The sequence below is a fragment of the Micromonospora sp. NBC_00330 genome, assembly GCF_036136635.1.
GTDB classification, from domain to species: Bacteria; Actinomycetota; Actinomycetes; order Mycobacteriales; family Micromonosporaceae; genus Micromonospora; species Micromonospora salmantinae.
On record NZ_CP108012.1, the window covers coordinates 4,256,279 to 4,273,653 of the forward strand.

The window sequence follows — 17,375 nt, forward strand, 5'->3', positions numbered from 1 at the left end:
TCAGCGTAGTCCCGGCGTCAACGTTGCGCTGCCAACCGGTTGGTGGCGAGCCAGACAGTCGCGAAGTCGACAGTGGCTCGCGCCGGCAGCAGGCGGGCGTCGGCCCGCCCCACCCGACCGTGCCGCACCAACGGCGTCTCGTCGAGCGCGGCACCCACCGCCGGGAAGTCCCGGTCGTCCAGGTCGAGAGCCCGAAAGTCGAGGCGGACCCGCCGCCCGTCGACACGCCGGAAGCACTGGTAGTCGCGCTCGGGCGGCGGCACCGGCAGCCGGTACTCGGCCAGGTGCAGGGCGGTGCACGCCTCGTAGCCGAGACCGAGCAGCAGGATCTGCCCGTCCGCCGCGTACAGCTCGCCCATTGGTGAGCGTTCTCCCAGGTGGCAGGTGAGGTCATGGTCGTCGGTGAGCCGCCGGGCCTGCGGGCCGAGCGCGGCGAACGAGGTCTGTGGATGGTCGCTGCGCACGGCACCGGGGGCACACCGGACGTACTCGGCAAGTGCCCCCATCCGCTGCGACGGGGTGGTCCGGCGGTCCCAGCCCGGCAGCGCCGCCTCGTACCGCTCGCGCTGCTCACGGCCCATGCCGGCGATTGCCGTCAGGTGGGCCCGGGAGGTGGTCGAGTTGCCGTCGGTCTGGGTGGGCACCAGGAGCGTGCCAGCCGGGCCGAGGACGTCGCGCAGGGCACCGGCGAGGGTCGCGGGGCCGTGCTTCAGTGGGCCCAGCCGGCGGAGGGCACAGTGCACCAGCAGGCACGCACCCGGGCGGACGCCCACGGCTCGCAGGTCGTCGGCGAGGCGGAGGCGACCCAGTGTGGACGGCTGACACTCATCCGGACCTGGCACGGGTTTCCTCCAGAACGTGGCGGAGCTGGCCGACGAACCGCTCGCCCGCCGCGGTGAGCGACCGGCTGGCCAACAGCGCGTCGGCACCGTCCCGGGTCCACGCCAGGAACTGGGCCGCGTTCGCCGACGCGTCGCCCTGGTCGGTGGCCGCCCGGGACTGCCAGACCTGGGTGATGGCGAGGTGGGCGTAGACGCCCTGGAGGACGCCCTCCGGTGGCCGCGGGTCGGGGCGCCAGGGCACCCGGATCTGGGCGCCGTGGCCGGGTTCGACCAGGTCGTCCAGGTCGAGAACCGCACCCAGCTTCGCGTGCTGCCACTCGTGCACGAGCAGCACCGCCATCGTCTCCGGATCGGGATGGGGGGTGACGGCGACCGCGCCGAACGCGTGCCGGGCGGTGGCGCTTCGCAGGGGTCGCGCCGGGTCGGGCGCCAATGGAACGACGGCACGCAGGCCGCCGTCGAGCGCCGCCGCGTGCGCCGGCACGTCCCGGTGCACGACCCGCCAGGCCTCCGCCAGGGTACGGCCCAACGCCCGCGCCGCCGGACCGTCCAGGCGGGACTCGACCGGCTGGCCGTAACAGTCGCGGTACGGGTCGCCGTCCTCAAGGAGCAACCGGCCGCCGGGCACCGACACGTCGCGGGTCGGAAACCATCCGGTCGACGACGGCGCCATCGGATCGAGGAGCACCGTCTGCTCGATCGACCCACCCCGGACCTGGAACTCGCCGGGTCGGACTGTCACCTCGGCGCTCTCCCCCAGGCCGGGCAGCACCAGGCTGCCGAGCGCGGGAAACGTGATCGTGTCGGCCCGCACCGGGACGTGCAACGCGGCCGGGACGCCGGCCCGCAACGCCGCGGCGATGGCCAGGGCCGGCAGTGGGTCGACTGCCGCACCGAGGCCGGGCGGGGCCGACGAGTGGAGGCGATGCACCAGCCAGGGCCGGACGAAGGGGTGCGCCAGGACCGCTCGGACCGCCTCCGGCGCCGCCTGGTCGAGATGGACGAGCAGTTCCCAGGCGGGCGTGGCGCCGGATCCGTCCCGGCAGGCCGCCAGCAGCGCCCGGGTGATGGAGAGCTGGGTGGCGGCGAGCAGCGCGAGCGTCGACGCCGACCCGTGCCCGGTCGCCAGGTCGTCCAGCAACTCGTCGACGGGCGAGGTGGTCGACAGTTCGCCCGACGCGGGCGGGGTGGGCGGCGGGTAGGCGTCCACTGTGTCGACCAGGCGGAGCAGGTCGGCGCAGTACACCGAGGGGTTGTCGAAGCCGGAGCCGGTACGCCAACGGTGGGCGTACAGGCCGCCGCCGCACCTGTCGACCACCGGGCAGGCCCGACAGGTCGCGCAGAGCCCGGCCACGCCGTCCTGCCGGACGGCGACCCCGGGGTGCCGCGTGACCTCGTCCACGGAGTGGTCGAACACGTCGAAACCAGTGCCGGCCGCGCCGTGGTACGCGGTCTTCAACGAGTCGACCTGCTCCCAACTCCCGTCCGCCTCGACGACCAGCACATCGGCTGGTGCGAGGCCGAACGCCTCGGTGCCGCCGCCGCCCGGGCGCAGCGCCTCGAACATCCGGACCGACACCGGCCGCCCGTCGTCCACCCACCGCCGGTGAACCCGCCCCAGCCAGTCCGCGTACGGGGTGGGCGCGGGGCCGGGGCGCTCCGGCGGATCGTCCCAGGTGGCGTGGGGCAGCAGCAGGTCGACCCGGGGCGGGCTCTCGGCCAGCAGCGCCTCGTACACCCGGTCGGGATCGTTGCGGACGTCGATCGTGCAGAGGATGCCGGCGTAGCTGGCGCGGTGCTCCGGCCGTCGGAGCAGGGCCAGCGCCCGCCGAACGAGGTCGTGGCTGCTGCCGCCGTGGGCGAAGACCCGGTGGCGGTCGTTGGCGGCACGGTCGCCGTCGAAGGAGACCCCGATCCGCACGTCGTACTCGACGAACAGCCGGCACAGCTCCTCGTCGAGCAACACGCCGTTGGTCTGCATGCGCAGGTCGAGCCGCGCCCAGGGGGTGATCGCCGTGCGCAGCTCGGCCAACACGTCGCGTAAGCCGGCGGCCCCCAGCAGCAACGGCTCACCTCCGTGCAGCACCACGTGCACGACAGGCAACTCGTGCTCGCGGGCGTGCTCGGCGATACGCCGTGCGGCGGCCTGGACGGTGGCCTGCGGCATCCGCGCCGGACGGCCACGCCAGGTCTGGTCGGCGTGCTGGTAGACGTAGCAGTGGTCGCAACTGAGGTCGCACCGGCTGTGCACCTTCAGCACGAACTGGCTGATCCGCCGGCAGGATCCGCCAACTCCGGGCAGACCGCACCGGCAGACCATCACTCAGATGGACGAGTTGAAGGCGGCGACGGCCACGATGCCGGACGGCGCGGAGTCGTCCCTGACGACGCGGCTGCGCACCGCCTCGATCAGATCGGCGTGCTCGACGGCGATCCGTTCCAGCGGAACGTGCAGGCTACGGGTGAGATCGTCCAGCTCGGGACGGGATGGGCGGGTGGGGGCATGGTCCACAATGAGTCTCCGGGGGCCCGGGGCGCTGGGAGCGCGAGCGGCGGCTGTGGCGCGAACGGCTCTGGTCCGTGACCAGGATAGACAAATATCGACCCAGTGTCACCGTCGGTACCACCGCCGGCACGGCGAGTGGCAAACGGCGGTGGACGGAGGAGGAGCTGACATGTGCCGGAGCATCAAGACGCTGCGTGAGCCGTTCACCCCGCAGGTGACCGACGCGGACGTCGAGGCGGCAGCGTTGCAGTACGTCCGGAAGATCTCTGGCTTCCGGGCTCCCGCCGCGCACAACGCCGCCGCGTTCGACGCCGCGGTGGCCGCCGTGGCCGAGGCGACCCGCACCCTGCTCGAGCAACTGGTGGTGCGGGGCGCCGGATCGGGCACCACCGACCGGTCGGCCACCGCCGCCAGCTGATCACCGCTGACCGGCACGGCACCCGGCCGGGCCTGACCCTGGGAGAGGGTCAGGCCGCGGCGAGCGCCGGTGCGACAGTGTCGGGCGCCCAGCGCGAGCGGTGGCACTGCGACCAGCCCCGACAACCCGGGTCACCCAGCGAGCAGAGCCGCAGCCTGCTGAGCACCTCGCCGTCCTCGGTGTCCCGCACGTCGAAGTGCACCGGACGGACAGTGCCGTCCGGAGCGACGAGCAGGTGCCGGCCCGCGTCGAGCGTGTCGTCGCGCAACAGGCAGTTGCGGCCCAGCAATCGGGCCAGTGCGGCGATGCTCGCGTGCTCGGAGAGCTGCTCGGGCACTCCGTAGCAGTCCACCACCGTCGCGAATTCGCCCGGCGCCTGCCAGACGTCACACACCACCGCGTACGCCGGCAGCCGCGCCGGGTCGGCCACCGCCAGCGGCATCACCACCCGACCAAGCGCCTCCGCCAGCGCCGGGTAGACCTCCACGGGTTGAGCCCCGTCGATTCTCCAGTTCCACAGCTCGGTCATTCCGCCTCCTCGCTGCGTTCGTCCCCACCGGCCTCCGGATCGGGCCTTACACACGATGGTGGGGGGCATTTGACCCCAGCCGGGGGCAAGTTACCGGTCTGTGACCATTCCGGGCAAAATTTCCCTGAGCGCCATTGCTCGGAGTAGCGGGAAGGTGACAGTTTATCGGGTATGGTGCGCCATCCGCACCACCGCCGCCGCGTGTCCTGCCGCAGGTCGACCGCCCCGGTCAGCGCAGAACGACCCGGTGCTCGCCACGAGGCAGCAGCTCGCCCACCACCGGAGCGCCGGGCACCTCGCCGGCGACCAGCAGGCCACCGGAGGTCTGCGCGTCGGCCAGCAGCAGCCGCTCCGCCTCGTCCGCCGCGCCGAAGTCGGTCCACGGGGTCACCCACTCCAGGTTGCGCCGGCTGCCGCCGCTGACGAACCCGTCGCGCAGCGCCTCCCGCGCGCCGGCCAGATAGGGCACCCGGGCGGTGTCGATGGCCACCGTGACCTGGCTGGCCCGGGCCAGCTTCGAGGCGTGCCCGAGCAGCCCGAACCCGGTCACGTCGGTGCCACACCGGATGCCGGCGGCGACAGCCGCGCGGGCTGCCTCCCGATTGAGCGCGCTCATCGTGGCCACCGCCTCCGGGAAGGTCTCCCCGGTCGCCTTGTGCCGGGTGTTCAGCACACCCACCCCGAGCGGCTTGGTCAGCGACAACGGCACCCCGGCCCGCCCGGCGTCGAGGGTGATCAGCTCCTCCGGTCGGACCGTGCCGGTGACAGCGAGACCGTACTTCGGGCCGTCGTCGTCCACGCTGTGCCCGCCGGCCAGGTGACAGCCGGCCTCCCGCGCCACGTCCTGGCCGCCGCGCAGCACCTCACGGGCCAACTCCAGCGGCAGCACGTCGCGCGGCCAGCAGAGCAGGTTGAGCGCCACCAGCGGGGTGCCGCCCATCGCGTACACGTCGGAGAGCGCGTTGGCAGCGGCGATTCGACCCCAGTCGTACGCGTCGTCGACCACCGGCGTGAAGAAGTCGGCGGTGCTGACCAGGCCGGTGTGCTCATCCAGGCGCACCACCGCCGCGTCGTCGCCGTGGTCCAACCCGACCAGCAGCTCGGCGGTGCCGGTCGCCGGGCCGAGACCGGCCACCATGATCTCCAGCTCGCCCGGCGGGATCTTGCAGGCGCAGCCACCGCCGCGGGCGTACTTGGTCAACCGTACGGGTTCGGTCATCCACCCATGATCTCGACAAGGCGCCACGATCGCCACCGCGACCACCCATCCGGTGACCAAAATCGGACGCCCGAGAACGATCGTGACCGGTGTTACCGCTCCGTGACCCGCTGGGTTGCGTTCTGCCACATCAGGCCGCCTACAGTGGCCGCACCGGGGGTCAACCGACCCCGATCCGGGAGACGACAGGGGACGGTGGACGACGTGACGACGGGCGAACCGCTCATCGTGCTGGACGCGGTCAACAAGTGGTTCGGGCCGCTGCACGTGCTGGACGACGTCTCACTGTCGGTGGGTCGGGGCGAGGTGGTCGTGGTGATCGGCCCGTCCGGCTCCGGCAAGTCGACGCTGTGCCGCACGATCAACCGACTGGAGCCGATCAACTCGGGCACCATCACCTTTGACGGTCAGCCGCTGCCGGCCGAGGGCAAGCCCCTCGCGAAGCTGCGCAGCGAGGTGGGCATGGTCTTCCAGTCGTTCAACCTCTTCGCGCACAAGACCATCCTGGAGAACGTCACCCTCGGCCCGATCAAGGTCCGCAAGGAGAAGCCGACCGCCGCCCGCGAGCGCGGCCTGGCCCTGCTGGACCGGGTCGGCATCGCCAACCAGGCGGACAAGTTCCCGGCCCAACTCTCCGGCGGCCAGCAGCAGCGGGCGGCCATCGCCCGGGCGCTGGCCATGCAGCCCAAGGCGATGCTCTTCGACGAGCCGACCAGCGCCCTGGACCCGGAGATGGTCGGCGAGGTGCTCGACGTGATGACCTCGCTGGCCAGCGACGGCATGACGATGGTCGTGGTGACCCACGAGATGGGCTTCGCCCGGCACGCAGCGAACCGGGTCATCTTCATGGCCGACGGGCAACTGGTCGAGGACGCCCCACCGGCGGAGTTCTTCGCGAACCCGCGCAGCGAGCGGGCCCGAGACTTCCTCTCCAAGATCCTCACGCACTAGGCGTCCGTAGTGGAGCGCGCCGTACTCGGTGGGCTCCGTTGAAGAAGGAGAAGAGTATGCGTATCAAGCGCGTTGCGGCAGTCGCCGCGGTCGCCGCTCTGGCGCTCGGCCTCACCGCCTGCGGTGGCGACGACGGCGGGGAGGGCACCGGCGCTGGCAGCAAGTCCTTCACCGCCGGCTCCACCATGGAGAAGCTGAACAAGGCCCAGAAGATCAAGGTCGGCACCAAGTTCGACCAGCCCGGCTTCGGCCTGAAGGGCCTCTCCGGCAAGCCGGAGGGCTTCGACGTCGAGATCGCCAAGATCATCGTCAAGGAGCTCGGCATCCCCGAGGACAAGATCGAGTGGGTCGAGGCCCCCTCGAAGGTCCGCGAGGACGTGATCGTGAACGGCACCGTCGACCTCGTCGCCGCTACCTACACGATCAACGACAAGCGCAAGGAGCGGATCGCCTTCGCAGGCCCGTACTACGAGGCCGGCCAGAACATCATGGTCAAGAAGGACGACACCACCATCACCGGTCCGGACTCGTTCAAGGACGGCACCAAGAAGGTCTGCTCGGTCACCGGCTCGACGCCGTTCGAGGAGATCAAGAAGTACGTCAAGGACGTCGCCACCCAGCTGGTGCCCTTCGACACGTACGACAAGTGCCGGGACGCCCTCAAGAGCGGCCAGGTCGACGCTGTCACCACTGACAACGTGATCCTGCTCGGCTACATCGCCAAGGACGAGGCGTCCTTCAAGCTGGCCGGCAGCAACTTCACCAAGGAGCCGTACGGCATCGGGGTGAAGAAGGAGGACGCGGACTTCCGCAGCTTCATCAACGACACGCTCGACAAGGCGGTCGCCGACGGCAGCTGGAAGAAGGCCTGGGACGGCACCGCCGGCAAGTTCGGCGCGGAACTGGGCTCGGCGCCCACCATCAACCGCTACTGATCTGATCCTTCGATCTGGAGGGTGGGGAGGAACACCGACCCGTGAACGTGCTCATCGACAAGTTCGACGTCTTTGCGGGTGGTTTCTGGCTCACCCTCCAGATCTGCGTCCTCGCCGCGATCGGTGCCCTCGTCCTGGGCGCCATCGTGGCGGTGCTGCGCATCTCACCGGTGCCTCCGCTCCGCGCGCTCGGCACCGGCTACGTGAACGTCTTCCGCAACATGCCGCTGACAGTGGTGATGTTCTTCGCCGCGTTCGGCCTGCCCGCGCTCGGCTCCAACGCGGACTTCCTCCGCATCCCGGTGCTCGACTCGCTGTTCACCCGGCTCGGCACCGACCTGCCGTACTTCCGGTTCGCGCTGATCGCCCTGGTGCTCTACACCGCGGCGTTCGTCTGCGAGGCGCTGCGGTCCGGGGTGAACGCGGTGCCCGCCGGTCAGGCGGAGGCGGCGCGGTCACTGGGCCTGACCTTCGGGCAGAACCTGCGCTACGTGGTGCTGCCACAGTCCTGGAAGGCCTCGATCGTCCCGCTCGGTTCGGTGATCATCGCGATGATCAAGAATTCGGCGCTGGCCGGCTTCTTCGGGGTTGCCGGTGACCTGTCGGCCACGGCCGATCAGCTCACCGGGGCCGAGGGCTACGCCTTCGTCCCGGTCGCCATCGGCATCTCGATCGGCTACCTGATCATGACGGTGCCGCTCGGCGCCCTGCTGGACCGGATCGAGAAGCGACAGGCGGTGGCCCGATGAGTCAGCAGACCAGCGTCCTCTACGACGTCCCTGGCCCCCGACAGCGGCGGATCACCCTGATCAGCAGCCTCGTCGCCGGCGTGATCCTGCTCGTCGGCGCGTACTTCCTGATCTACCGGCCCCTGGACGAGAATGGCCAGCTCTCGATGGAGCTGTGGGGCCCGCTGATCGACCCCTCCAACGAGAACTTCTCCCAGGTGTGGGAGCGGATCGGCCTCGGTTTCAAGAACACCCTGCTCGCGGCGGCCCTGGCCATCGTGGCTTCGCTGGTGGTCGGAACGCTGCTCGCCGTGCTGCGGATCCAGCTCAAGAGCCTGATCCGACGGCGCTTCACCGGCGTGGCGACGCCGGTGGCGTACCTGCTGCGCGGGCTGAGCAGGGTGCTGTCGGCTGTCACCCGGGTCTGCGTCGAGGTGTTCCGCGGCCTGCCCGTCGTGCTCACCATCTTCTTCGTGGCTCGCGGTTTCCCCGAGTTCGGCTTCTACTTCGACAACTTCTGGTACCTGGTCATCGGCCTCACCATCTACAACTCGGTGGTGATCGGCGAGATCCTCCGCTCCGGCATGGAGGGACTGCCCGGCGGCCAGGCGGAGGCCGCCGCCGCCATCGGGCTCTCGCCCGCACAGACCACCCGGATGATCCTGCTGCCACAGGCCTTCCGGGTCATGCTGCCGGCACTGATCAGCCAGCTGGTCGTGGTGCTCAAGGACACCTCGCTGGGATTCATCATCAGCTACGAGGAGACCCTGAACATCGGCAAGCAGCTCATCGGCGTGCTGAGCAACCCGATCCAGGTCTACGTCGTGATCGCCGTGCTCTTCATCGTGGTGAACTACTCGCTGTCGAAGCTCGCCCAGTACGTCCAACGGCGGCTCGCCCGCGGCCGCAAGACCGCCAACACCCCGGCACAGAACCCGCCGGCGGCGGCCCTGATCTCCCAGGCCGAGGGCGGGGGCGGCAACTGACGCCAGTTCGCGCCTGGCGCCTGATCGACTCAACTCCCGTGATATCGGGGCATCCCTTCGTCTGGGATGCCCCGATATTGCTATTCCGTGCCCGAAACCGTCGCGAGCCGGGCGACAAGGGACAGTACCGGGAGGGCTCTGCGATGACTGGCACCGCCCTTGCAATGCGGTAAAACATCGGCGATGATATTTACGTCCTGGAGGGGGCCTCACATCCCACTCTGGACCACACGGGGATCCTCGCTTTAGCGGCAGCAACTCTTGCTGCCGTTTCCAGGCTGCTTGGCGCTCCGCTGTGGCATTTCCGAGCCACCGGACGATGCGCGCCGCCGCCCATTCTCATTTGTTGTGGCGTACCGCGCGCATTTCCGAGGGCTTGGCCAAACGGGGGCTCTAACGGATGTTGGTGGGTTCAGCCGTTCCTACCATTATGCCGTAGAGGCTCCTCCCTGCCAGCGAGGAGAAGCATGCGCGTACGACACGTAATCGCCGCGGCCATGGCCGGCGCTGCCGCTATGGCGGTCGGTGCCACGCCTGCCCAGGCCGTCGACCGGGGTGACTCGAAGGCCGCCTGCAACAGGGGCGAGATCTGCTTCCAGTGGATCAACGACAACTTCTCGACCAGTTCGTACCAGCGTCACTTCTGGTACAACGACTCCAACCACGGCGACGACTACTGGTCGAACATCCCGGACCTGTACCCGGCCTTCGTCATCGCCAACGGCGCCGAGGGCCTGTGGAACCGCGACACCAGCTGCGCGGTCACGCTCTACGACTTCGCCAACTACGGCACGGCGTACACCACGTTCCCGCGGGACTTCCGGGCCGGCATCAGCCCACGCAACAACTCCCACAAGCGCTGCGCCTGAGCATCAGTGGCGGGCACACCCTCGAGATTGTGCCCGCCACGCACCAGGAAGCGGTCATCGTGAGGAGAAGGAATGAATAGTCGTAGACGCGTGCGAGTGGCGTGGTTGGCCGCCCTGACGGCCTTGCTGTTGCCCGTCGCGGCCTGCAGCGAATCGGCGGCGGATCCACCTGCGGACCTGGCGGCGGCGAAGTCTGACCAACCATTCTCGCTGTTCCTCGGCGAGGAGCTCGGCCAGATTGACTACGCCCAGTTGAAGGTTCGCAACAAGTGTCTGGCGAAGGCCGGCTACCCACAGAATCTCAATATTATGCTCGGGCAGCCTCGAAACCCCTTCCGGCACCTTGTCATCACCGCACGCACCTTCGGTCCCACCTCCGCGGAAGAAGCGAAGCGCGTAGGTTTCGGTCGGGACTCGCTATCCGCCCCGCCCACCGTTCTCAGCTTCGACCCGAGTTACGACAAGGCGTATGACGAGTGCACCGACAGCGCCTGGCAGGAGCTGTCGGACGACGCCAAGAAGGTGTATTACGGCTACTTCGATCTCGGCAACAAACTGAGCCAGCCGCTGTCCGGAACGGTCAATGAACGGATGGGCGCGACGGCCTGGCGCACCTTGCTGTCATGTCTGGCCGGCAAGGGCCACCGGCCGCAGAACGAGCAGGAGTTCCTCCGTACGCCGACCCCGGCGCTCTTCGGCGTGCCGGTCGGTGTGGATGCCGCCCAGGGCCTCGACCAGTGGAAGCCCAAACAGGTGCCGGGGACGGTCGAAGTAGGGCCAGCGGTGCCCGCGACCCAGTACCAGGCCGGCCCGGCTGAGAGCACACTCGCGCTCGCCTGGTTCGAGTGCCGCCGCGACACCGGCATCGACAAACAGCAGCTCGACGTGGCGGTGCAGGTCCAACGGGAACTCGTCTCCAAGTACGAGTCCTCGTTCCTGGAGCTCAATCCGCAGGTCACTCGGATCGCGAAGCAGGCCGCCCAACTGATTGGTGCACCGTGACACCCGGCAAGACCCTCGTCGATCGACGGCGGCGCTCCGTTCTGCTCGTCGCGCTCTTCCTGACCGCCGTCCTGCTGGTGACGGTCGGCGCGGTCCTGATCGGCCCCACCCTCCGGTCACCGGACCAACTGGCCGCCGACGCGGCACCGCCTGCGCCGTCGCCGGTGACCGCGTTGGTGGAGCGCCGCAAACTCGTCGAGCCGGTGGTGCTCCGGGGGCGTCTACAACCGGGCCCGAGCGTGCGGGTCTTCGCTCCGGCCGCATCTCTCGGCCCGAGCAGCGTGGTGACCAAGGTGCTGGCACGCAAGGGCGACCGGGCCGTGGAGGGCCGGGTGTTGGTCGAACGGTCCGGGCAGCCGATGTTCGCCCTGGCTCTGCCGTTTCCCCTCTATCGCGACCTGACGGCCGGTGCGCGGGGTCCGGACGTGACCGAGGTACAGCGGGCGATGCGACGGATCGGCTACTCCGTGCCGACCTCCGGTGTGCTCGACAGCACGACCCGACGACAGTTGACCAGGTTCTATCGCGATCGTGGCTACCAGGTCGGCGGGGCGGCCACGGGAAGTGCGGCCCTACTGCCGCAGTCCGACGTCCTGCTGATCGACCGCGCCGGTCGCCGCCTCAGCACCGTGCACGCCCGTGTCGGGCAGACACTGGTCGACCCGAAAGCACCGTTACTGGAGCTCGACGGTCAGGCCCCCACCATCGTGGCGACCGCAGCCGTGGAACAGGCTGCCCTGCTGCGGCCCGACCAACAGACCGACGTCACCGACGACCTCGCCGACGCCCGGACGAAGGCGGCCGTCGAAACGGTCGGTACGGAGGCCGTCACCGGGCCGGACGGCCAGACCGGCATCGAGGTGCGCTTTCGGTTCACCGAGGCGGCGCTGACGGTGGACGCGAACCGTTCGGTACGGCTGGACGTGCGGACCTCAGCCGCAGCGGAGGTGCTCGCGGTACCGGTCACGGCCATCTACTCCCGCCCGGACGGCTCCACCTTCGTCACTGTGGTGACCGATGCCAACGACACGACGGATATCACCGTGACCACCGGACAGACCGCCGGCGGGTGGGTCGAACTGCGGGAACCCGCTCCCCCATCGGTGGCCGCCGGCGTCAGCGTCATGGTCGGCGAGCAGACCGAGGGCGGCTGATCCGTGCTGAGCCTGCGGGACGTATCGCGCACATATCAGGATGGCCAACCCGTGCACGCGTTACGCGCCACCAACCTTCAGGTGGAGACCGGCGACTACGTGTCGATAACGGGCCCGTCCGGGTCGGGCAAGTCAACCCTGCTGAACCTCCTTGGCCTGCTCGACGTACCCACCACCGGTTCGTATCGGGTGGGTGCCGTGGAGACAGCCGACTGCGGGCCCAGCACCCGCGGCGCGATCCGGGGCCAGCTCTTCGGTTTCGTCTTCCAAGCATTTCACCTGCTACCGGGACGCACCGCTCTGGAGAACGTCGAGCTCGGGATGCTCTACGGGCCGCAGGGGCGCCGACAGCGTCGGCTGATGGCGACCGAGGCGTTGGAGCGCATGGGCCTGGTCCACCGCATGAAAGCCGACCCCCGACAGCTCTCCGGCGGCGAGAAGCAACGGGTGGCCATCGCCCGCGCGGTGGCGGCACGGCCGCGGGTTCTCTTCTGTGACGAGCCGACGGGCAACCTGGACACCGCCAACACCGCTGTCGTGCTCACCGTGTTGCGTCAGCTCAACCAGGAAGGGTTGACCCTGATCGTGGTCACCCACGACGCGGAGGTCGCCACCGAGGCCCGTCGCCGACTCCGTGTGACCGACGGCCTCGTGGAGGAGACGTGAGGAAGAGTCTCCGTCGCGTGCACCAGGACATCGAAGAACTGGGGATCCAACGGTCCCGGATGCCCGTCCGTGACCTGCTCTGGGAGGCCGCCCTCTCCGTACTCGGTCATCCGGGCCGCTCACTCGTCACCGTGATCGGCACAATTCTCGGTGCGGCGGCCTTCGTGGCGAGCCTCGGTCTCGGTTCCACCCTCAACCAACAGGTTTCTGCCGCCTTTGACGCACGTCGGGCTACCGAGGTGCTGGTACAGCCGGAGGACCCGGAGCTGATCAAAGCCTGGTTCGGTGATGCGGCCCTCGGCCGACTCACCCGGCTGAACGGTGTGGTGGCGGCCGGACGCCGCGTCAGTCTCGGCGAGCAACCGATGCGCCGGACGATCGACTCCTTGGCCGCCCCGACCGGCGTACCCCTGATCGGAGCGGATCCGGCGGCACTGCGGGTGATGGCGCCCCAACTGACCGTCGGGCGCAGCTTTGACGACTTCCACGAGCGCGACGCCACGCCGGTGATCATGCTCTCCGATGCGGTGGCACGTCAGCTCGGGATCCACCGCACCGGTGTCGCGATCTTCGTGGCGGATCAGCCCTACACGGTGATCGGCATCTTCCACGACGTCATCCGGCGGCCCGAGGCGATGGCAGCCGCCATCGTGCCCTTCTCCGTGGCCAGCCGCCTGGACGAGGCGACCGGAGGTCAACCGGCGACCAGAGACGTGCTGGTGGAGACCTCTCCTGGTGCTGCTCAGCTCATCGGACGTCAAGCGCCCCTCGCACTGCGACCCGAGGCCCCGGCCGAGCTACGGGCCGTGGCACCGCCAGATCCCCGTACTCTCCGCCGGGAGATCGAGGGCAGCACCACCAGGTCCACCCTCCTGATCAGCGGCGTCGCCCTACTGATGGGCACCGTTTCGATCGGTAACGCCGCAACGGCCGGCATCGCCGCGCGCACCGGTGAAATCGGCCTCCGCCGAGCGGTTGGCGCCCGGCGACGCCACATCTTCGGCCAACTGGTCTTGGAGACCGCTGTGCTGGGCGGGTTGGGCGGAGCGATCGGCGCTCTGCTCGGCGTGCTGGCCACCTCCGTCGTGTCGATCGTCAACGGATGGGCGCCGGTCATCGAGATCCGGTCCGCCCTGGTCGCCTGTGCGATCAGCACGGTCGCCGGCCTGCTGGCCGGGCTCGTTCCGGCAGCCCGAGCGGCCCGCGTACCTCCCGTGCAGGCACTGCAGCGATGACCTCCCGCGTCCAACCGCCGAGCTGACCTGTCCACGTAAGACGCGCTGACTACCGGAGCCGGGCACACCGGCTCTTCTGGTCCCTGAGCCCTCGCCTGCTTCAGAAGCTGCGGTCGGTGCCGAACCAGAACCAGAGGAACGGCAGGGCCAGTGCTACGAGGGTCGCCGCCAGTAGAGGCAGGAACGCCACGAGGCGCACGGCCCGGAACCGGCGCCACTGCCGACGATTGAAGAGCACCGCGGCGACCAGCAGCACCACGCCCGTGACGGCGATCTCGACGACGGCGAAGCGGGCGCCGTCACGGCCGTACGGCGCGACGACGTCTTGGCCATTGATCGCGCGAAGGTAGTAGGTGAGGGTATCGAGGGCTGCGATCGGCACGATCGCGCACAGGCCGATGACCAGGTTGCCGGCCAGCCAGACCAGCACGATCCGAAGGAGGCGCGTGCGGTTCGCGGTCGCCGGCACGGTCATTGACTGCCTCGCATTTCGACAAGGTCATCCATGAGGGCCGGTTCCTGGTCAGGAGGCGGACAGCCAGCTGACCAGGAACCGGTCGAGCCTTCATCGGTCGATGGGACTGCTCGGTCAGCGTTGCCGCACGGTGGCGTTGAACCGCTCGAAGACCCGGTAGACGCCGATGAGCTCTTTGCCGTAGGTGATCGAAAGGTCACCGTCGCCCTGGTAGGACGCGAGCATACTCTGCATCTCTCCATCGGTGTAGGTCAGCCGTTGCCCGGTGATACCAGCGCGCCGGGCGCCACCTTCGAAGAGCATGAGTGGGACCGTACTGATGTTGTAGTTGTCGTCCTCGTTGAGTCGTTGCCACTCGGCCCACATCTCGTGCCAGTTGCCTGGATCCATTGGGGCACCTCGATGCAGGCCGTTGTTGCGCGCCCAGTTCTTTGCGCGCATCGACGCCCAGGCAAAAATCTGGCTGACCCCGGTGCTGCAGTCGGGGTTTTCCGGCATGGGGGTCGGGGGTTGGCCGATCATGCCACTACGGCGCCACGCCTCTTCCTGCGTCAGGTAGTTGTACCAGAGCCGAACGGCTGTATCGGACACGATCGTGTCCTCATAGGTCATCTTCCAGTATTCCCAGAAGGGGTTGGACTGGAACAGCGCCTTACGCACGTTGAACGAATTGGACAGGTTGGTGATGAGCTCGTCGTAGGCGAGCACCTTGTCGACAGCCTCGTCGATGTCATGTATGAGCAGGGTGGTCGCCGTGTCCAACGAGTTGCAGTACGTCTCCATGGCGGCGACCAGATCGTTGCGCAGCGCCATGTCGAACCGCACATCGGGCTTCGGCCCGACGTCCCGAACCTTGCCCTGACCATAGTCCCGGCCCGAGAAGATGTTGTTGTCGATCTCGATGCGCCCGTCACCGGAGCCGATGGTGACGGTGGAGATCTGGTCGAACGCCCAGTCCCTTGGCAGCGGGAAACCGAGGTTTCCGCTGAATCCGGTCGACAGGTCGGCGACGAAGCTCGACTCGGTCAGGCCCGCGTCAGCCAGACGGCTACACACGTTCCGGGCACCATAGACTCCGATGCGGTACGGGTTGTGCAGCTGGTCCATGGTCCGCTGGATGGCGCGGAAGTGCGGGATGACGTTGCTGGTGATGTCGCTGTTGAGCGCATCGAAGTCGACGGCGTGGTAAATGATGGTGTCCCGGTCGAAGCCGTAACCGGCCGCCGCCTGCACACTGAGACTGGCATCCCGGGCGCCCTGCTGCTCACTGAAGTAGGAGACCTCGCCGCCCCAGGTCTGGTAGATGGGGAAGATTCGCAGCTTCCCCGCGAAGATGTCGGCGATCTCACCCGGCTTGATCTTCTTGTCCAGGCTGGTGTTCGGCACGTTGGTCAGATAGCGGCCGACCACCCGGTAACCGGCGTTGTACAGCGTCTGCGCCCGAGCCGGCGTGATCGTCGTGACGCAGTCCACGGCGCCGCCGACCCGACTGGTATCTCCGGTGCTGACCAGCAGCGAACACCACGTCTGGTAGTCACCCTTGCCGGTGACCGGGAGCGCGGAGAAGTTCTGGAACTGGCTCACCAGACTGCTGGTCTGACTGCCGAAGGCTCCGTCGAAGGACACCGTGTACCGGTTGAAGATCATACCGGCCTGGAACAGTCGGATGAACGAGCTTGAGCCGCTGTCCGACTGGTTGACCGAGATGCTGCCGCGCGCCCTGAGGCCGGCCTGCGTGTTCGGCCCGAAGACGCCGTTCGGTGAAGCGATGTTCAGCTCGATCTGCAGCGCGTAGATGAGCGCCTTCGCGACGTCTCGGGAGGGATGTCCGTCCGCCGGGATGATGTAGAACCAGGACTCGTTGACGTACTTCCGGTTCATCCACTGCTGGACGTTGCGCACCTCGGTGGAGCCGTTCTCCACGACGACGTAGGCGTCCATCGTCAGCAACGCCTTGAACACCTTGGGGCTAACGAGGTTGCTGACCTCGGTGAACCCCATGTTGGTGCGCAGTTGGGCGATCGAGTTGGTGGTGACGGCGCCCCACACGCCGCTGATGTCCTCGCCGTAGTAACCCTTGCAGTACAGCCCACTCTGGATGATTTTGATGATGTTGGCGGGCGCGGTGGCGCTCACCAACCCGTACTTGCTGGCCAGGGTGGAGAGGGTGGTCGGGCCGAAGGTGTCCGACGTCGCGGTGATGCCGAGCTCGAGCTGCAGCGCACGCGTCAGCGCGTACATCGTCGGCCAACCCGTCCGGCCGTCCTCCGGCGCTCGCACGTAACCGGCCCGATTGCCGTAGGTCCCGTTCACCCACTGCTGGGCTCGTAGCACCCACTCGTCGACGGAGGCGGCGAGCAGGCCCGGGGCGCGCACATTGAACTGCAGTACGCGCATGTCACCCTGCTGCTGGGCCAGGGCGGGAGCGGCCTTCGGCTGGACCGCCGCGGAGTCCGTCAAGGGCTTGACCGGCGGGACCGCGCGGGGGCCACCCGAGGGTTCCGCAGGCGCGGCCGCCGCCGGGCTTCCCACCACAGCGGCCGCGCCGGCACTCGCACCGGCGACACCGATGAGCTTGAGTAGATTTCGTCTGGGAATGTGCACCATCAGCTTGCCCCCGAGTATCTAGATGATACGCCCGGACCCAATTGTGGAGACCGAGAACCTGCCTGAAAGAAGAGTTGTACGCGCCAACGAAGTATCGAATTCGATAGTTCGGTGGCGCGCTTCTTTCTAATGGTTGAGTCGGGCCTCCGGTAGACCTCGCGCGGCACTGAGCCCGTTGTGCGCGTTGCCGAACGGCCTCATGACACAGGGATGCCAATCAACGGGCGTCGTTTATTCGGTTGAGCGAAAAAAC

The 17,375-nt window shown here is 68.5% G+C and carries 17 protein-coding genes; 10 read left to right on the top strand and 7 right to left on the bottom strand.

Annotated elements, in window-relative coordinates; all coding sequences use genetic code 11:
• Nucleotides 1-17 precede the first annotated feature (17 nt).
• The 3 genes from OG598_RS19130 to OG598_RS19140 form a co-directional block, all read right to left on the bottom strand.
• Nucleotides 18-842, bottom strand: a complete 825-nt coding sequence (locus OG598_RS19130; RefSeq protein ID WP_328650438.1) for an aminoglycoside N(3)-acetyltransferase — start codon at nt 840-842, stop codon at nt 18-20.
• The gene (locus OG598_RS19135) at nt 826-3,102 is read right to left on the bottom strand and encodes an FxsB family cyclophane-forming radical SAM/SPASM peptide maturase (protein WP_328650439.1); all 2,277 of its coding nucleotides are present in this window, start codon (nt 3,100-3,102) and stop codon (nt 826-828) included. The genes OG598_RS19130 and OG598_RS19135 overlap by 17 nt, the downstream gene beginning before the upstream one ends.
• 63 nt (nt 3,103-3,165) lie before the next feature.
• Nucleotides 3,166-3,354, bottom strand: a complete 189-nt coding sequence (locus OG598_RS19140; protein ID WP_328650440.1) for a hypothetical protein — start codon at nt 3,352-3,354, stop codon at nt 3,166-3,168.
• 163 nt (nt 3,355-3,517) lie between these two features.
• Here OG598_RS19140 and OG598_RS19145 point away from each other — a divergent pair, with 163 nt between their 5' ends.
• On the top strand, nt 3,518-3,766 hold the full coding sequence (locus OG598_RS19145; RefSeq protein WP_328650441.1) for a DUF2277 family protein: 249 nt from the start codon (nt 3,518-3,520) through the stop codon (nt 3,764-3,766).
• 49 nt (nt 3,767-3,815) lie between these two features.
• Here the strand turns inward: OG598_RS19145 and OG598_RS19150 are convergent, their stop codons facing one another.
• On the bottom strand, nt 3,816-4,295 hold the full coding sequence (locus OG598_RS19150; protein WP_091400520.1) for a hypothetical protein: 480 nt from the start codon (nt 4,293-4,295) through the stop codon (nt 3,816-3,818).
• Between the two features lie 229 nt (nt 4,296-4,524).
• Complete coding sequence (selD, locus tag OG598_RS19155; protein ID WP_328650442.1) at nt 4,525-5,514, bottom strand: selenide, water dikinase SelD; 990 nt, start codon at nt 5,512-5,514, stop codon at nt 4,525-4,527.
• 195 nt (nt 5,515-5,709) lie between these two features.
• Between selD and OG598_RS19160 the strand changes: the two genes are divergently transcribed.
• The 9 genes from OG598_RS19160 to OG598_RS19200 all read left to right on the top strand — a co-directional run bounded on the left by OG598_RS19160 (nt 5,710) and on the right by OG598_RS19200 (nt 14,040).
• Nucleotides 5,710-6,465 carry an amino acid ABC transporter ATP-binding protein gene (locus OG598_RS19160; RefSeq protein ID WP_088946762.1) on the top strand — a complete coding sequence of 252 codons (756 nt, stop codon included), beginning with the start codon at nt 5,710-5,712 and terminating at the stop codon, nt 6,463-6,465.
• 56 nt (nt 6,466-6,521) lie between these two features.
• The gene (locus tag OG598_RS19165) at nt 6,522-7,400 is read left to right on the top strand and encodes a glutamate ABC transporter substrate-binding protein (protein WP_328650443.1); all 879 of its coding nucleotides are present in this window, start codon (nt 6,522-6,524) and stop codon (nt 7,398-7,400) included.
• A gap of 41 nt (nt 7,401-7,441) precedes the next feature.
• On the top strand, nt 7,442-8,149 hold the full coding sequence (locus tag OG598_RS19170) for an amino acid ABC transporter permease (RefSeq protein WP_328650444.1): 708 nt from the start codon (nt 7,442-7,444) through the stop codon (nt 8,147-8,149).
• Nucleotides 8,146-9,114 (top strand): amino acid ABC transporter permease, encoded by a 969-nt coding sequence (locus OG598_RS19175; RefSeq protein ID WP_328650445.1) that lies wholly within the window; start codon nt 8,146-8,148, stop codon nt 9,112-9,114. The genes OG598_RS19170 and OG598_RS19175 overlap by 4 nt, the downstream gene beginning before the upstream one ends.
• A 467-nt stretch (nt 9,115-9,581) precedes the next feature.
• On the top strand, nt 9,582-9,983 hold the full coding sequence (locus OG598_RS19180; RefSeq protein ID WP_328650446.1) for a hypothetical protein: 402 nt from the start codon (nt 9,582-9,584) through the stop codon (nt 9,981-9,983).
• Between the two features lie 96 nt (nt 9,984-10,079).
• Nucleotides 10,080-10,985 carry a hypothetical protein gene (locus OG598_RS19185; RefSeq protein WP_328650447.1) on the top strand — a complete coding sequence of 302 codons (906 nt, stop codon included), beginning with the start codon at nt 10,080-10,082 and terminating at the stop codon, nt 10,983-10,985.
• Nucleotides 10,982-12,139, top strand: a complete 1,158-nt coding sequence (locus tag OG598_RS19190; protein ID WP_328650448.1) for a hypothetical protein — start codon at nt 10,982-10,984, stop codon at nt 12,137-12,139. The genes OG598_RS19185 and OG598_RS19190 overlap by 4 nt, the downstream gene beginning before the upstream one ends.
• Before the next feature lie 51 nt (nt 12,140-12,190).
• Complete coding sequence (locus OG598_RS19195) at nt 12,191-12,805, top strand: ABC transporter ATP-binding protein (protein WP_328650449.1); 615 nt, start codon at nt 12,191-12,193, stop codon at nt 12,803-12,805.
• Nucleotides 12,802-14,040, top strand: a complete 1,239-nt coding sequence (locus OG598_RS19200) for an ABC transporter permease (protein ID WP_328650450.1) — start codon at nt 12,802-12,804, stop codon at nt 14,038-14,040. Before OG598_RS19195 ends, OG598_RS19200 begins: the two co-directional genes overlap by 4 nt.
• A 100-nt stretch (nt 14,041-14,140) precedes the next feature.
• On the opposite strand, the gene OG598_RS19205 is transcribed toward OG598_RS19200, so the two are convergent.
• Nucleotides 14,141-14,515 (bottom strand): hypothetical protein, encoded by a 375-nt coding sequence (locus OG598_RS19205; RefSeq protein WP_328650451.1) that lies wholly within the window; start codon nt 14,513-14,515, stop codon nt 14,141-14,143.
• Between the two features lie 114 nt (nt 14,516-14,629).
• Complete coding sequence (locus tag OG598_RS19210) at nt 14,630-16,912, bottom strand: glycoside hydrolase domain-containing protein (RefSeq protein WP_328650452.1); 2,283 nt, start codon at nt 16,910-16,912, stop codon at nt 14,630-14,632.
• Nucleotides 16,913-17,375: the final 463 nt, after the last annotated feature.

What these genes read in the sequence shown, in the direction of transcription:
- OG598_RS19145 (WP_328650441.1), top strand. Translation starts at nt 3,518, where the DNA reads ATGTGCCGGAGCATCAAGACGCTGCGTGAGCCGTTCACCCCGCAGGTG.
- OG598_RS19150 (WP_091400520.1), bottom strand. Translation starts at nt 4,295, where the DNA reads ATGACCGAGCTGTGGAACTGGAGAATCGACGGGGCTCAACCCGTGGAG.
- selD (WP_328650442.1), bottom strand. Translation starts at nt 5,514, where the DNA reads ATGACCGAACCCGTACGGTTGACCAAGTACGCCCGCGGCGGTGGCTGC.
- OG598_RS19165 (WP_328650443.1), top strand. Translation starts at nt 6,522, where the DNA reads ATGCGTATCAAGCGCGTTGCGGCAGTCGCCGCGGTCGCCGCTCTGGCG.
- OG598_RS19175 (WP_328650445.1), top strand. Translation starts at nt 8,146, where the DNA reads ATGAGTCAGCAGACCAGCGTCCTCTACGACGTCCCTGGCCCCCGACAG.
- OG598_RS19180 (WP_328650446.1), top strand. Translation starts at nt 9,582, where the DNA reads ATGCGCGTACGACACGTAATCGCCGCGGCCATGGCCGGCGCTGCCGCT.
- OG598_RS19205 (WP_328650451.1), bottom strand. Translation starts at nt 14,515, where the DNA reads ATGACCGTGCCGGCGACCGCGAACCGCACGCGCCTCCTTCGGATCGTG.
- OG598_RS19210 (WP_328650452.1), bottom strand. Translation starts at nt 16,912, where the DNA reads ATGCGCGTACTGCAGTTCAATGTGCGCGCCCCGGGCCTGCTCGCCGCC.